We start from the raw sequence: 13,086 nt of genomic DNA on the forward strand, positions 1-13,086 counted from the left end.
CGAGAGGACTCCCCTTCCCAGGGGCCTCCGGGACGAAAGGACATACGTATGCGAGGCAAGCAGGCGGTCGGCGCGGGCGTTCTGGCACTGGCCCTGGTGTCCGGAGTCGGCTGGGCCGCTCAGGCCACCACCAGCGAGACCGCCACCGGCCCGGCTGCCGCGGCCAAGGCACCGGCACGGGCAGGCGCCATGGACGGCTACCAGATCGTCAGGCTCCCCAACGCCAACGTGCCCAACTTCCAGCGCCGGACCGTCCACTGTCCGGCGGGCAAGCGCGTCATCGGCGGCGGCGCCGAAGCCCAGGGCAACCACGCGATCCTGGTCGGCAGCTTCCCCACCGACGACGGGACCGGCTGGATCGGACTCGGCCGCCAGGACGGCTACTCCACCGTCGGCATCAGCGTGTACGCGATCTGCGCCCACGCCTGAGCAGCGGACCCTGACGCAGGGGTGGGTTCCTGCTGCCTGGCAGCAGGAACCCACCCCTGCGGCGCGTAGGCACCGACGGCGGCTCCCGGCGTGCGCCCCACCGCAAGGCCGCCCGTAATAGATCTTGACCGTGGGGGAGGAGCGGGGCGGGGAGGGGTTGCGTTGCGTGAGTGGGTGGGTCGTTCGGCCCGTAGGTTCGGCCCTCCGCGGGGCGGGCCTCGGTCGCGGGGTTCGACGTGGCCCGGCAGCCCGGGTCCGTGCGCCGCCGTATCGGGCTGGTCTTCCAGGAGCAGACCCTGGACGACCAGCTGACCGCCGAGCAGAACCTGCGTTTTCACGCCGTGCTCCACCACGTGCCGCGGGCCCAGGTGGAACCGCGGATCGACCGGGTACTGCGGCTGGTGGCGCTGGAGGGGCGGCGGCACGACCTGGTGTCCGCCTTCTCCGGTGGGATGGCGCGCCGCCTGGAGATCGCCCGCGTGATGCTGCACACCCGACGAGCTCAAGCGCCGCGCCGGCGCCGACACCGTCGACCTGGTGACCGCCGACAACCCCCATGCCGCCGCCCGGCTCAACGCCGCCGGCTACCAGGTGCGGCGAGCAGGCCGTGATGACTCGGATCAATCCGCTCACCTGCGCCGTCGATCCGCTCCGCCATCTGGTCTTCGCCGCGCAGCACATGCCCTCCAGTGCCCGGGCCCGATTCCCCACCGGAGTAACGCTCTTCGGATACCAACTGCTGCTCGCCGCGGAGCTGGGCATCGTCTGCGCCTGTGCGGCCGCCTTCCTCGCCCTGGCCGTCAGCGGCTTCGGGAAACCCGAGTAGACCCTGTTCAGGCCCGGTCTCCATCCGCTCGCCGGAGGCGATGGCAAGACGCCCGGGCGGCGACAGCCGCCGTTCCCACTGTGCGACACCCGCCCCACACGGGTCCGCATGCGCCGGAGGAAGCTCTGGGGTAATCCTCGAATCAGGGAAGCGGCCGTGCATGGCGTGCCGGCGCTGTCTGGACAGGCGGACCCGTTCACCGTCATTCCAGCTCTTCACGAGACGGAGGCCGTCGCCATGGAACCAGTCGTCACCGCGGGGCTCGACGGCTCACCCGAGAGCCTTGCCGCCGCTCGTTGGGCCGCCGACGAAGCCGAGCGGCGCAAGCTGACGCTGCGCCTGCTGCACGCGTGGCCCCTCCTGGTGCCGGAACCGACCCGCGTCCCCTCGGAGATCGATCAGAACTACTGGCCGAAGCGGATCGTGCACAACGCCCGGGAGGAGCTCCAAGCGAGCCACCCGGGCCTCTCCATCGTCGGAGACCTGGTCGCCGACGACGCCCAGAACGCACTGCTCCGAGCGGCATCGGAATCCGAGATGCTCGTGCTCGGTTCGCGCGGGCTGGAGCTTGTCGAGAGCTACTTCCTGGGCGACATCAGCATGCCCGTCGTGGCCCGGGCCGAGCGGCCGGTGGTCCTCGTCCGTGCCGAACCCCCCGAAGACGGGCCACCGCCCACACCGAGTACGGCAGGAGGCGTAGTCGTGGCGCTGAAACTGCACGGCCCCTGCGACGACCTGCTCGAATTCGCCTTCGTCACCGCTGCGGCGCGGGGCGCGCCACTTCGGGCCGTCCACGGCCGAGGCGTGCCGCTGCATGCACATGCTCCGTGGGGCATGGACCACGGAATCACCGAAGAGATCAGGCAGGACGCGCAGAGCCACCTGACGCGGGCGCTTCGTCCCTGGCGGGAGAAGTTCCCGCGCGTGGAAGTTGCCGGCAGCGTCGGTCTCGAAAGCGCCGCCAAGACCGTCGTACGGGCCGCCGAGGGCGCCGGGGTGCTGGTCGTCGGCCGGCGCAAGCACCGTCCTGCCCTGGCGCCGCGCCTCGGCTCCGTGGCCCAGGCCGCCATCCACCACGCGCGCTGCCCCGTCGCCGTCGTCCCCCATGACTGAGCCGAGCCGGCACAGGGAGGCGACGATGCCGCCGCACCAGAGCGACGCGTCCGTGCTCCGGCCCGGCACCGGGCCCGACACGCCCCCGCCCCCACGTGCAGAGGTCCGCGAGACCCACACCGCGATCCTGTTCTTCGTCGGCGAGCGCGCCTACAAGCTCAAGAAACCGGTCGATCTGGGATTCCTCGACTACACCACCGCGGCGGCTCGCCGGACTGCCTGCGAACGGGAAGTCGCTCTCAACCGCCGCTTCGCCCCCGACGTCTACCTGGGCGTGGGAGAGGTCCGCAGCCCGCAAGCCGACGCACCCGAACCGCTCGTGGTGATGCGCCGCATGCCCACGGACCGCCGTCTCTCCTGGCTGGTGCGGGAAGGGGCCGCGGTCGACGATGTCCTCCGGGCCGTCGCCCGGCAACTCGCCACGCGCCACGCAGACGCGCCCCGCAGCCGGGAAGTGGACGAACAAGGCACGCGGGACGCGCTGTCCTCGCGCTGGGAGGCCAGCTTCGCCCAGGTCCGGGCCCTGGCCGGGAACGGCGTTCCGCCCGACGGCGTGGACGAGGTCGAGCGGCTCGTGCGTCGCTATCTCGCCGGTCGCAGGCAACTGTTCGACACCCGAATCGAGCAAGGGCGGATCGTCGACGGCCACGGCGACCTCCTCGCCGAGGACATCTTTTGCCTCGACGACGGCCCCCGCGTCCTGGACTGCCTGGAATTCGACGACCACCTGCGCTACGTCGACGGTCTCGACGACGCCGCCTTCCTCGCCATGGACCTGGAGCAACTGGGCGCTTCCGAGGCCGCGGCGTACTTCCTCGCCCGGTACAGCGAATACTCCGGCGACCCCGCGCCCTCCTCCATGTGGCACCACTACGTCGCCTACCGCGCGTTCGTCCGCGCCAAGGTTTCCTTGATCCAGGCCCGTCAGGGCGCGCCCCGCGCCGAGACGGCGTCCGGGCGGCTGGTCACCACGGCGCTGCGCCACCTGCGCGCCTCGGCCGTCGGCCTGACCCTCGTCGGCGGGCTTCCGGGCAGCGGGAAATCCACGCTCGCCGGGGCACTGGCCGATCGTCTGGGCGTCACGCTGCTGAGCAGCGACCGGCTCCGCAAGGAGCTGGCGGGCCTCCCGGCGGAGCAATCCGCCGCGGCCGGCTACGGGGAAGGTCTGTACACCCCCGAGTGGACCGCCAGGACCTACACGGCCCTGCTCGACCGTGCCCGCGCTCTGCTGTCCAGCGGGGAGTCGGTCGTCCTGGACGCCACCTGGTCCGACGCGGGACAGCGCGAAGCGGCCCTGCGCATGGCCGAACGCGTCAGCGCCGACCTGGTGGCCCTGCACTGCCGGGTTCCGGGTGATGTGTCGGCGGCCCGTCTGAGTACGCGCGCCGCAGGAGTGTCGGACGCCGACCTCGACGTGGCCACCGCCATGGCGGAGAAGGAGCCGCCGTGGCCGGAGGCCGTCACGATCGACACCAGTGGTCCCCTGGAATCCGCGGTCATCCAGGCATTGGCAGCCGTACGGCCGTGGGGGACCGGCCAGGCCCCGGTCTTCCGCCGCCCCTACATGGAGCCGGACTGACGCGGCGGCACGTCACCGCGGCGACGACCCGATGTGCAGGTCCCCGCCGCCGACCATTCCGCCCACCGCAAGTGCCCCTCCCTCACACTCGATGACGCGGTCCTTGCCGCTGAGGCCTCCCCACGGCCCATGAGGTCGGGCTGTTCGTCTGGTCCGGTGCACTGCCCGGCTCTACCGTGGAAACAGAGGCTGGACCGTCGAGCGGCCGCAAGGCGGAGGGCTTGGAGGGCGCGGGCCGCATGCACCGGGACGAAAGGACGGGGCGCCAGGCGTGATCGGCGAAGACCGTGAGCCGGCAGAGTTCGTGCCGCTCGCCGGGGCGGCAGGGCAGCGGACCGGCGGCCAGGACGCCGGGCCGTGGGCGGGGTTCGGGCCCGTGGTGGCCGTCCCGATCGGTACGGGCATGGCGGTCCGCGGCGTGCTGCTCCTCGCGCGCCACAGGGGGCGACCGGTTTTCGGTGTGGCGGAGACCGGACCGCCTGCAGGCTCCGCGGGGCACGCGGCCGTGGCCATCGGGGGCCGTCCCGTGATCTTCGGGCTGCATACGCCTGGAGTGGGCCCGCAGGACCAGGAACGCGATGCCGGGTGACCACGGCGAGCACGCCGTACCCGCCCAGCCCGTCGCCGGCCTGCGGTACCTGAGACCTCACGCCGCCGGTCGGGAGTGATGGCCGATGTCCGGGCGACGGGAGGCCGAGGCGGTGCGGGGTGCCGAGTGGGCGCACGGGCGTCCCGCGCGACCGGGCCCGCTGTGGTGGCTGGTGGCCGTGCTCCTCGCTGCGGCCGTGGTCCTGGTCGCCGTCCTGCGGCGGCGCGAACTGGCCCAGGCCTACCACCTCATCGCAGGGGTACACCCGCTGCCGGTGGCGGTCGCCGTGGTGTGCGAGGCGGTGTCGATCGTGTGTTTTGCCGCGGTGTACCGCTGGCTGCTGGGCATGGGTGGGCTCCGCTGGGCCCTGCGGCGCACGACGGGGATCGTGGTGGCCGCCAATGCCGTGGCCGGTGCGTTGCCCGGCGGGGCGGCCTTCTCTGCCGCCTGGGTCTTCCGGCAGCTGCGCCGCCGGGGCGTGGAGCAGGTGCTCGCGGTCGCCGTGCTGGTGGTGGCCGGTGGACTGTCGGTGCTGGCGCTGGCCGTCCTGTTCGTGGTCGGCATGGTCGCCGCGGGACCGGCGGGGCTGCGGACCGTTCTGCTCCCGGTGGTCGGCCTGCTGCTGGTCCTGGGGATCGCCCTGGCGGTCTTCGGGGCATCCCGCTTCTCCGGCTTCCGCAACGCGGTGGGGCGAGCGTGGACGGACGCCGGGATACGCTCCCGCCGCATCCGGCAGGCCCAGGAGGCACTCGCCCAGCTGGTCGAACAGGCCCGCAGCCTGCAGCCCGGCCTGCGGCCCTGGCTGCGACCGTTCGCGTTCGCGCTGCTGAACTGGGTCTTCGACGTCGCTTGCCTGGCCGCCAGTCTGTGGGCGTTCGGTATCGGCCTGCCCTGGCACAGCCTGTTGCTCGCCTACGTCCTCACCCAGATCCCCGGCAGCCTCCGCCTGACCCCGGGCAGCCTCGGCATCGTGGAGACGAGCCTGTCCGCACTGCTCATTCTGTACGGTCTGCGGCCCGGACCGGCGATCGCCGCGACGCTCCTGTACCGGGCCGTCAGCTATTGGGCCCTGCAGCCCATCGGCTGGGCGTGCTGGCTCGCGATCACGCTCCAGACCGGTCCGTCCAGCTCCGTGCCCGGCCGCCGTGCACGACGGAGCAATCTCAGCCCGTAGCAGTCGAAGAAGTTCACCCGCCTTGCCCCCGGGACGGACGGGTTCACCCCGAGCGAGTGGCACTGCTCTCGGGCCCGGACCCGTGCCTCGGCCGTCGCGGTACGAGCCGGGCCTGGGGTGGCATGGCACCGGCCCGGCCCCTCGCGGCCCGCACACGCCGGTACTCCGCGGCGGGCGGCGATGGAGGGCTCGGGCGGATTCCATGGGAGCGAGCCGTTGCGGGAAGCCGCGTCCGGACGATGTGCAGCTGCGCGCCGACTCCATCGGTGGAGCCCGGGACCGAGTGCGCTTCCTGCAGGAGGCCCTGCCGGCCCTCGGTCACAGGCTGGGGTGATCGCCCAGGCCGCGCGCACCAACAGTGGAAAGGCCGCAGGGCCGGTGGGCCGGGTGCTGCGGGACGCCCTCCTCCCGCTGTTCGCCCGCCTCGCGACCCCCGAGAAGATGGCCTGGCAGTACGACCACCGGATCGACTGGGACGCACCCGTCGCGGCCTGAGGGGTCGGACTGCAGTCCGCGTCTCCTCTTCCGTACTCTTCGCCAGGACGCGGCGTCCGTCATCGGGACCGGTCCGCGGGTGACCTGTGCCGGCCCCCGTCCAGGGCTCGTGCAGCACAGTTTCCAATGGCGTGGCACGCAGATCGAATACGCCGTCGGCAAGAGTGGCGGACTCTCCTCGAGCAGCCGACGTGCGGCCGCGGGCAGCGCCGTCGGGTCCCTCGGCCCGCTCACGGGTCCCGAACGGCACGTGGGAGGCCCGACAGGCGCGGTCTGCTCCGAGGCCGTAGCCACGGCGGCCGTACGGAATCGCCTCCGGAGAGGTCGCGATGCCCCGAGGCCGCGACCGACCTGCGCGAACCAATGTGAGGTGCAGCACATGGATGCGGGACTTCCGCTCCGGCGCGTGGAGGCGTACGTTCCGTTTACCCCGCGAGGGCGCCATTCGAGGCGCTGGCCCGCCGGTCCCGGGACGGCGGGCCAGCGGGGGCCAACCAGAGTCCGTGTTCAAGGATCACCAGGTGACGGGATCACGGTGGGGTGATACGCCGTAGTGAACCGACCCATCATGAATGGGAGTTACTCGCTCCGCTGATACCGCGGGCTGCGACGGCTCGGCGGTTTCATCAGGACGCTGCAAGGACACGTGCGCCGTCGGCCTCGACGGTGATCTTCGGGTGGCGGGCGGTGAAGGCCGCGCGCCCGGCCTTGAGCGTGCCCAGGAACAGGATCACCGGGTCCGGTGCGGCGGGCAACTGCTCGCCATGAGCTCCCACGCTCCCGGCATCCGGCAGCCGACCTGACCCTCAGAGTTCCCGAGATCTCAAACGCGCTCCGAGCCGACCCCACGAGTGGCTCATTAGTCCCGGTCCACAAGGTGAGGGACCGCTGATGGACTGAGACTCGTCGACATGCTTTGCCACCTCTGTACGTGCTGTCCCACTCACGGCCATGCGGAGTGATCAGACTTCCGCTCGCGCGCCATGGTGACGCGCGATGAGGAGGGGACGATGAACCGTCTGGGAATCGCGACCGCGGCGGCCACAGCCGTGGTCCTGTGCCTGGCCGGCACGGGTCCGGCCAGTGCCAAGGGGCCGGCCAGCGCCAAGGCGCCGAGACTCCGGGCGCGCGACGACACCTACACAGCGCACGCCGGGCAGACGCTGAGCGTCGGTGCGCGGCATGGCGTACTGGCCGACGACACCGGCAGTCCGGCGACACTCGTCGCGCACACGCAGACCGCCCACGGCTCGCTGACACTGAACCAGGACGGTTCGTTCCGCTACGCCCCCGACGCGGGTTTCCACGGCACCGACACCTTCACCTACAAGATCAGCGACGCGGTACGGTTGTACCAGAGCCACCTGAAGCCCCTCGCTGTCATCGGCGGAATACCCGTCACCGCGGGGGCGTACGGTTCGTCGCTCTACCCGGTGCCCGGATCCAAGGACGAGTTCTACGGCCTCACCGACCGGGGCCCGAACGTCGACGGGCCGAACGGCGAAAAGGTGCTGCCGCTGCCGGACTTCGACCCCGCGATCGGCAGATTCCGGCTGAAGGGCACCAAAGCCGTGCTGGAGCGGACGATCCCGCTGCGCGCAGCCGACGGCACCCCGTACAACGGACTGGTCAACTCCCGGGCGAGCACCGGCGAGAACCTGTTCGACCTGAACGGCAACGCACTTCCGCACTCCCCCTACGGCTACGACTCCGAGGGCCTGGCGGCCATGCGCGACGGCACCTTCTGGGTGTCCGACGAGTACGGGCCCTACCTCACGCACTTCGCCCGCGACGGCAAGGCCATCGAGCGGCTGTCCCCCTTCGACGGCTCGCTCCCCGCCGAACTGGCGAACCGCGTGCCGAACAAGGGCATGGAGGGGCTGACCCTCACCCCCGACGGTCACACCCTCGTCGGCATCATGCAGTCCGCGCTCCAGCAGCCCGACCTGCCGGGCGGCGTCAAGGCCAAGAACGTCACGGCGCTGCGCATCATCAGGTACGACCTGCGCACCCGCGCCACGCACGAGTACGCGTACCTGCTGGACGACCCCAGGACGAACAGCGGCGCGGTCAGTGAGATCACCGCGCTCGGCAGCACCCGCTTCCTCGTCGACGAACGGGACGGGAACGTCGAACCCGGCGCCTGCAAAAAGCTGTTCGCCATCGACATCTCTGGGGCCACGGACATCGGCCCGTCCGCCACGGTGCCGGGCGCCGTGTACGACGCGGCCAAGGGCGGGCTGCTCGTCGGCTCGGCCCGACAGACGGTCGAGGCCCACGTGGGCGCCGATGACACCGCGACCGCGACCGGCGCCCTGAAGTCCGCGGGCATCACCCCCGTCACCAAGAACCTCCGCCTCGACCTCGGCGGCCTGGTCAGCAGCCTCGACCCCACCGGCGGCTTCTTCGGCCACGACAAGATCGAGGGCGTCGCCACAAGGGACGGCGGACGCACCGTCGTCCTCAGCAACGACAGCGACTTCGGCATCGACGGCGTCTCCGGCACGACGCCGACCCCGCCCTACGTGCTGCACGCCAAGATCCTGGCCAACGGCAAGCAGGACGACGGCGAGTACCTGGCCGTGGACACCACCCGCCTTCCGGCCGCCACCAGTACGGCAACCGTCACCATCACCGTACGGTGACGCCTGTGCGCCATGACCACCGAAGGGACACCGGCATGACACGCGTCCTCGCATCCGCCGCCGTCCTGGCGGCAACCCTTGCGCCGGCCGGCACCGCCTTCCCGGCGCACGCCGACTCCGCGCACGCCGACCGGTCCCTGTACACGACATACACGACCAAGACGCCGTACGCGCCGCAGGAACGCCTGGCCGACTACCAGCCCGTGCCCAAGGACTTCACCCCCGTGTTCACGGAGAACGTGGCCCGCCACGGCTCACGCGCCATGTCGGACAGCAGTGACGGCGACGCCGTCCTCACGGTGCTCGGCAGCGCCCGGGACCACAACGCGCTGACCGACCTGGGCAAGCGGCTCGGTCCTCAGGTGGAGTCGCTGCTCACCGCGGGCTCGTCGATCGGCTACGGCAATCTCGCCGGCCTCGGCGCACAGGAGCAGCGGCAGACCGCGCTGCGCATGCAACGCCGCCTGCCGTCCCTGTTCGCGGACATCACCGCCAAGGGCGAGCCGATCGAGGTCGAGACCTCCGGCGTGGCCCGCGTCGTGGCGAGCGCGAACGCCTTCACCGCCGGCCTGACCGCCGGCGACCCGGCGCTGGCCCCGCTGATCCGGGCCCCGGTCACCAACAAGGACCTGCTGTACTTCCACAAGCAGCCGCAGAACGCCGACTACCAGGCCTACCTGGCAAACGACCCGCAACTGACCGCCGTGCTCGCCGAGATCGACGGCGGGCCCGCCACCGCGAAGGCCGCCGGGGACGTCGCCTCGCGCCTGTTCACCCCGGCCTTCACCGCGGCGATGTCCACCGACGACCGGATCTCCTTCTCCCGCTCGCTCTACGAGCTCCGCAGCGCCGCCCCCGATCTGCGCGTCGAGGCACCCGACGTGGATCTGGGCTCCTTCCTCCCGCCCCGGGACGCCGAGTGGTTCGCCTATCTCGACGACGCCGAGGAGTTCTACCAGAAGGGTCCCGCCTTCCGGGGCCGCACGATCACCTACAAGATGGCCGGCGTTCTGCTCGACGACCTGTTCGCCCAGGTAAAGGCGAAGGCCGACGGCACCAGCGACAAGGGCGCCGTGCTCCGCTTCACCCACGCCGAGGAGATCGAGCCGCTCGCCGTGCTGCTCGGCCTGCCCGGCAGCACCAAGGGCGCGGACACGGAGGACCCCTACACGTACCGGAACAACCCCTGGCGGGGTGCCGAGGCCGCCCCGATGGGCGCGAACATCCAGTGGGACCTGTACGCCAGGACGACCCTCCAGGGCACGCGGTACCTGGTGCGGATGCTCTACAACGAGAAGGAAACCGCCTTCAAGCCCTCCTGCAGGCCGATCGGCAGGGGCAGTTACTTCTATGACCTGGACGAACTGGAGCGCTGCTTCGAACAGGGCTGATGCCGGTGCCCGCTTCGCGGTGCCGGCGTCCCAACCGTGCCGTCGGCACCGCGGCTTTCGGCCGATGTGAGACAAGCCCGAACCGGCTCGTCGGCCGCTTCGGGGCTCTCCGAAGCGGCCGCTCAACTGCCGCACCGACCGCACTACGGTGGCGTGCCGGCCTGGGCGGGCAACGCGCCGAGCTGATCGACGGCATACGGCGGCGGACCCGGTCACCGGGTCAGGAGGGGGACGCCCGCCTGCGCCTGCGGACCAGCAGCACCGCAGCGGCGGCGCCCAGAGCGAGGGCTCCGGTGCCCGCACCCGCCCACACGGCGGTCGGTACTCCCTCGTCACCGCCGTCGCGAGCGGGGCCCCGGGTGACGGTGAGATAGCTGGTCCTCTTCACCCGCCCGCGGTGGCTGACGACGGTGACGGGATACGAGCCCGGCTTCAGGCCGGGCTTGATACGCGCCGCACCCCAGAAGGTCGGGGCATCCATCTCATGGCCCTTGAGGAGATCGGACTTCAGCTTGGCCGGGGCCTGGAACGCCGGGGACGTCGCGGTCATACGCTCCTCCTCCCCGGGGTCGGGATAGGCGTCCTGCCACCTGACATGCACCGTCCTGCCCGCCGCGATCGTGAAACCCTTGGCCCGGGCGTTGAGCACAAGGCCCGCCTCGCCGAAGAACGCCGGGCCCTCGGCCTTGCCCAGATAGTCGTCGTCGCCGGGGCGTGCCGAGCGGACGTTCAGCCGGGTCTCGGCCTTCCGCTTCCCGTCCGCATCGGTCACCCATACCGCGTATGCCCCGTCGTGGAGGGTGTGCGGCAACGGCACGTCAAAGGCGTTGAAAATGCGGGTGTTGTTCCAGGAGTCCTTGTCGTGCGCGAGGTGGACCGGCGAGGTGAATGCCGTGGAATGGGCCGTGAAGGACTTGCCGGTCTCTCCGGGGTACAGGTCGTCGAAGAACAGATCCACCTTGGTGCCAGGCCGCCTCACGCGGTCTTCGTCCACTTCGATGGACGGACGCTTCGTCGGCTGGACGTCGATGGTGCCACGCGCCACGACCTTGCCCCGGGCTTTGACGACGAGCGGATACGATCCGGGCTTGGCCGACGCAGGGATGGGCGCCTTGACGCCGTATCCGCCGGTGTCGCGCGCAGGGTCGTCCATCCGAATCGGGGCCGCGAAGACCGGCGATTCGGCCACCAGGTCCACGCCGGGCTTCCGTTCGTAGCCGATCAGATCGATACCGATGGCCTCTCCGGGGCGTGGGTCGGCAAACGCCTGGCTGATGGTCGGAGGGTCTTCGCCGGCCGCCGCCGGCCGCGCCAGGCACCCACCACTCAGCACTCCACCGCATACGCAGGCGGCCACCACCCGCTGCCAGCCCGACCTCATGGCTCCCCCTCTCGCTCACTGAGGAAGAGGGAAGGACCAAGGCGGCGGTTGTCCGGCCCCGAGCCACCAGCACGAGGACACGGGTGCCTGCCAATCGGACACCCGGCGACCGTTGCCACGCCGTCAGCCGCGCCGCTGAGCGGGCACGCGGCCAGTCGGGTCATCCATGGCGCAGTCACACAGGTGTGACCGAGCATCCGGGTCGGCAGCGCTCGCCAACTGGAGCGCTCACTACGGCGGCACCCTGGCCGAGTGCGGGAAAAGCGTTTCGTGGGGCGGGACTTGATCCGGGCATGATTCCTACCGTGCATGAGGTTGGGGGCGGACGCGGGCGCGGGCGGTACACCCGGTACGCACTGACGGATACGGAACACGGTCACATTTGGGGTATGTGCGCCGCAGCGGACGGACTTTTCGGGGAGCCCCGGCGCGGGACGTACGAACTGTTCGGCTGGGTCCCGGAAGGCGCCGAGTTGCGCGGCTGGGTCGGAAGCCGGGTGTGGCTGGTGCCGGACGACGAGGCACTCGACCCCTGGCTGCTGGAGGACGCGGAGAGCCTGGGTCGGCTCTCTGGGACGGACAGTCTCGTGCTCACCGGCCTGGACGACTACGAAGGCCCGCCCGAGGGACACAGGGGCCCCGTCCGGGTGCACGACGGGGACCGGTGGCTGGGCTCCTGCCGGGAATTTGCCCGCATCCTGCCGTCCGATCAGGCGCCGTCCCCGCTCGTCCTGCGAGGGCTCGCCCCGTCGGATCAGTTGCGGGCGGCATGGCGAAGGGCACCCGGCGGGCACTGGACCTGGATCAGGCCGCCCTGGAGGTACAAGACGACCGGGGCGAGCCGCTCACCTATCGACTGCTGTCGGCCGAAGTCCGTGCCTGGAGCCCATCCTCCCACGGGACGGATCTGATCGACCTGGAGCTTGCGGGAGAGCAGTTCACGCCCGTTCCCGAATACGCCCGGCCCATCTGGGAGCGGTGGCTCGCCGGGCCGCCGGACACCCTGGGCGCGTGGACCGGCCTCGACACCCGGTGCCGCGGGGCCTGGCTCGATCTTGTCCGAGAGCGTGACTGCCGGCGCGCCCACCGTGACCGGCCGGCTGGTCACGCCTACGAACTCGACGGCCGGCACATCACCGACGAGCCGGGCCTCTACCTGGCGCTGGGCGAGGCGGTGAACGGGCCGGGTGGCTACTTCGGCGTCTGCCTGGCCGCCCTCGACGACTGCCTGCGCGGCAGCTTCGGCCACACCGTCCCTGCGACCCTGCTCTGGCGGGACGCCGCGACCGCAAGCGGGAACCTGTCCCAGACTCTGACAGCGGACGGCCAACCCTATGACCTGTTCGTCGCGGTCCTCGATGTCCTGGCCGAGGGCGGCATGCACGTCACCCTGGCATGACCTGCGACCCCATAAACCGCCCGCGCAGCGTCGCAAACGCCGCCGTCTTCGTCCGCCGCAAGCCG

11 protein-coding genes and 2 pseudogenes are annotated in these 13,086 nt (G+C 71.3%); 11 read left to right on the forward strand and 2 right to left on the reverse strand.

What is annotated here, in order from left to right:
• The first annotated feature begins 48 nt into the window (after nucleotides 1-48).
• The 8 genes and pseudogenes from ACH4UM_RS26185 (at nucleotide 49) to ACH4UM_RS26220 (ending at nucleotide 6,205) form a co-directional block, all read left to right on the forward strand.
• Complete coding sequence (locus tag ACH4UM_RS26185; RefSeq protein ID WP_398183956.1) at nucleotides 49-429, forward strand: hypothetical protein; 381 nt, start codon at nucleotides 49-51, stop codon at nucleotides 427-429.
• Nucleotides 430-638: 209 nt separating this feature from the next.
• A pseudogene (locus ACH4UM_RS26190) lies at nucleotides 639-1,040 on the forward strand (ATP-binding cassette domain-containing protein); the annotation flags it as partial.
• Nucleotides 1,040-1,255 carry a hypothetical protein gene (locus ACH4UM_RS26195; RefSeq protein WP_398183959.1) on the forward strand — a complete coding sequence of 72 codons (216 nt, stop codon included), beginning with the start codon at nucleotides 1,040-1,042 and terminating at the stop codon, nucleotides 1,253-1,255. The pseudogene ACH4UM_RS26190 and the gene ACH4UM_RS26195, both read left to right, overlap by 1 nt.
• A 237-nt stretch (nucleotides 1,256-1,492) precedes the next feature.
• Nucleotides 1,493-2,368: a universal stress protein gene (locus tag ACH4UM_RS26200; protein ID WP_398183962.1), complete on the forward strand. Its 876-nt coding sequence runs from the start codon at nucleotides 1,493-1,495 to the stop codon at nucleotides 2,366-2,368.
• Nucleotides 2,369-2,393: 25 nt separating this feature from the next.
• Nucleotides 2,394-3,947, forward strand: coding sequence for an AAA family ATPase (locus ACH4UM_RS26205; protein ID WP_398183965.1), 1,554 nt, complete (start codon nucleotides 2,394-2,396; stop codon nucleotides 3,945-3,947).
• Nucleotides 3,948-4,218: 271 nt separating this feature from the next.
• Entirely contained in the window at nucleotides 4,219-4,536 is a 318-nt protein-coding gene (locus ACH4UM_RS26210; protein ID WP_398183968.1) for a hypothetical protein, read from the forward strand.
• Between the two features lie 85 nt (nucleotides 4,537-4,621).
• A complete protein-coding gene (locus ACH4UM_RS26215; protein WP_398183971.1) occupies nucleotides 4,622-5,710 on the forward strand; it encodes a YbhN family protein in 1,089 nt (362 codons plus the stop codon).
• Nucleotides 5,711-6,040: 330 nt separating this feature from the next.
• Nucleotides 6,041-6,205 carry a hypothetical protein gene (locus ACH4UM_RS26220; RefSeq protein WP_398183974.1) on the forward strand — a complete coding sequence of 55 codons (165 nt, stop codon included), beginning with the start codon at nucleotides 6,041-6,043 and terminating at the stop codon, nucleotides 6,203-6,205.
• 626 nt (nucleotides 6,206-6,831) lie between these two features.
• Here ACH4UM_RS26220 and ACH4UM_RS26225 read toward each other — a convergent pair.
• Nucleotides 6,832-6,981: a hypothetical protein gene (locus tag ACH4UM_RS26225; protein WP_398183977.1), complete on the reverse strand. Its 150-nt coding sequence runs from the start codon at nucleotides 6,979-6,981 to the stop codon at nucleotides 6,832-6,834.
• 234 nt (nucleotides 6,982-7,215) lie between these two features.
• On the opposite strand from ACH4UM_RS26225, the gene ACH4UM_RS26230 reads away from it, so the two are divergent.
• Complete coding sequence (locus tag ACH4UM_RS26230) at nucleotides 7,216-8,850, forward strand: esterase-like activity of phytase family protein (RefSeq protein ID WP_398183979.1); 1,635 nt, start codon at nucleotides 7,216-7,218, stop codon at nucleotides 8,848-8,850.
• A 35-nt stretch (nucleotides 8,851-8,885) separates the two neighbouring features.
• A complete protein-coding gene (locus tag ACH4UM_RS26235; protein WP_398183981.1) occupies nucleotides 8,886-10,241 on the forward strand; it encodes a histidine-type phosphatase in 1,356 nt (451 codons plus the stop codon).
• Nucleotides 10,242-10,461: 220 nt separating this feature from the next.
• On the opposite strand, the gene ACH4UM_RS26240 is transcribed toward ACH4UM_RS26235, so the two are convergent.
• Nucleotides 10,462-11,622, reverse strand: a complete 1,161-nt coding sequence (locus tag ACH4UM_RS26240) for a hypothetical protein (protein ID WP_398183983.1) — start codon at nucleotides 11,620-11,622, stop codon at nucleotides 10,462-10,464.
• A gap of 293 nt (nucleotides 11,623-11,915) precedes the next feature.
• Between ACH4UM_RS26240 and ACH4UM_RS26245 the strand changes: the two are divergent.
• Nucleotides 11,916-13,021 (forward strand): annotated as a pseudogene (locus ACH4UM_RS26245) (barstar family protein).
• Nucleotides 13,022-13,086: the final 65 nt, after the last annotated feature.

Origin of the sequence: Streptomyces sp. NPDC020801 (genome assembly GCF_044334385.1) — a bacterium.
Classification (GTDB): Bacteria; Actinomycetota; Actinomycetes; order Streptomycetales; family Streptomycetaceae; genus Streptomyces.

Excerpts from the sequence above, each read along its gene's own strand:
- ACH4UM_RS26185 (WP_398183956.1), top strand. The coding sequence starts at position 49 with ATGCGAGGCAAGCAGGCGGTCGGCGCGGGCGTTCTGGCACTGGCCCTG.
- ACH4UM_RS26195 (WP_398183959.1), top strand. The coding sequence starts at position 1,040 with ATGACTCGGATCAATCCGCTCACCTGCGCCGTCGATCCGCTCCGCCAT.
- ACH4UM_RS26200 (WP_398183962.1), top strand. The coding sequence starts at position 1,493 with ATGGAACCAGTCGTCACCGCGGGGCTCGACGGCTCACCCGAGAGCCTT.
- ACH4UM_RS26205 (WP_398183965.1), top strand. The coding sequence starts at position 2,394 with ATGCCGCCGCACCAGAGCGACGCGTCCGTGCTCCGGCCCGGCACCGGG.
- ACH4UM_RS26215 (WP_398183971.1), top strand. The coding sequence starts at position 4,622 with ATGTCCGGGCGACGGGAGGCCGAGGCGGTGCGGGGTGCCGAGTGGGCG.
- ACH4UM_RS26230 (WP_398183979.1), top strand. The coding sequence starts at position 7,216 with ATGAACCGTCTGGGAATCGCGACCGCGGCGGCCACAGCCGTGGTCCTG.
- ACH4UM_RS26235 (WP_398183981.1), top strand. The coding sequence starts at position 8,886 with ATGACACGCGTCCTCGCATCCGCCGCCGTCCTGGCGGCAACCCTTGCG.
- ACH4UM_RS26240 (WP_398183983.1), bottom strand. The coding sequence starts at position 11,622 with ATGAGGTCGGGCTGGCAGCGGGTGGTGGCCGCCTGCGTATGCGGTGGA.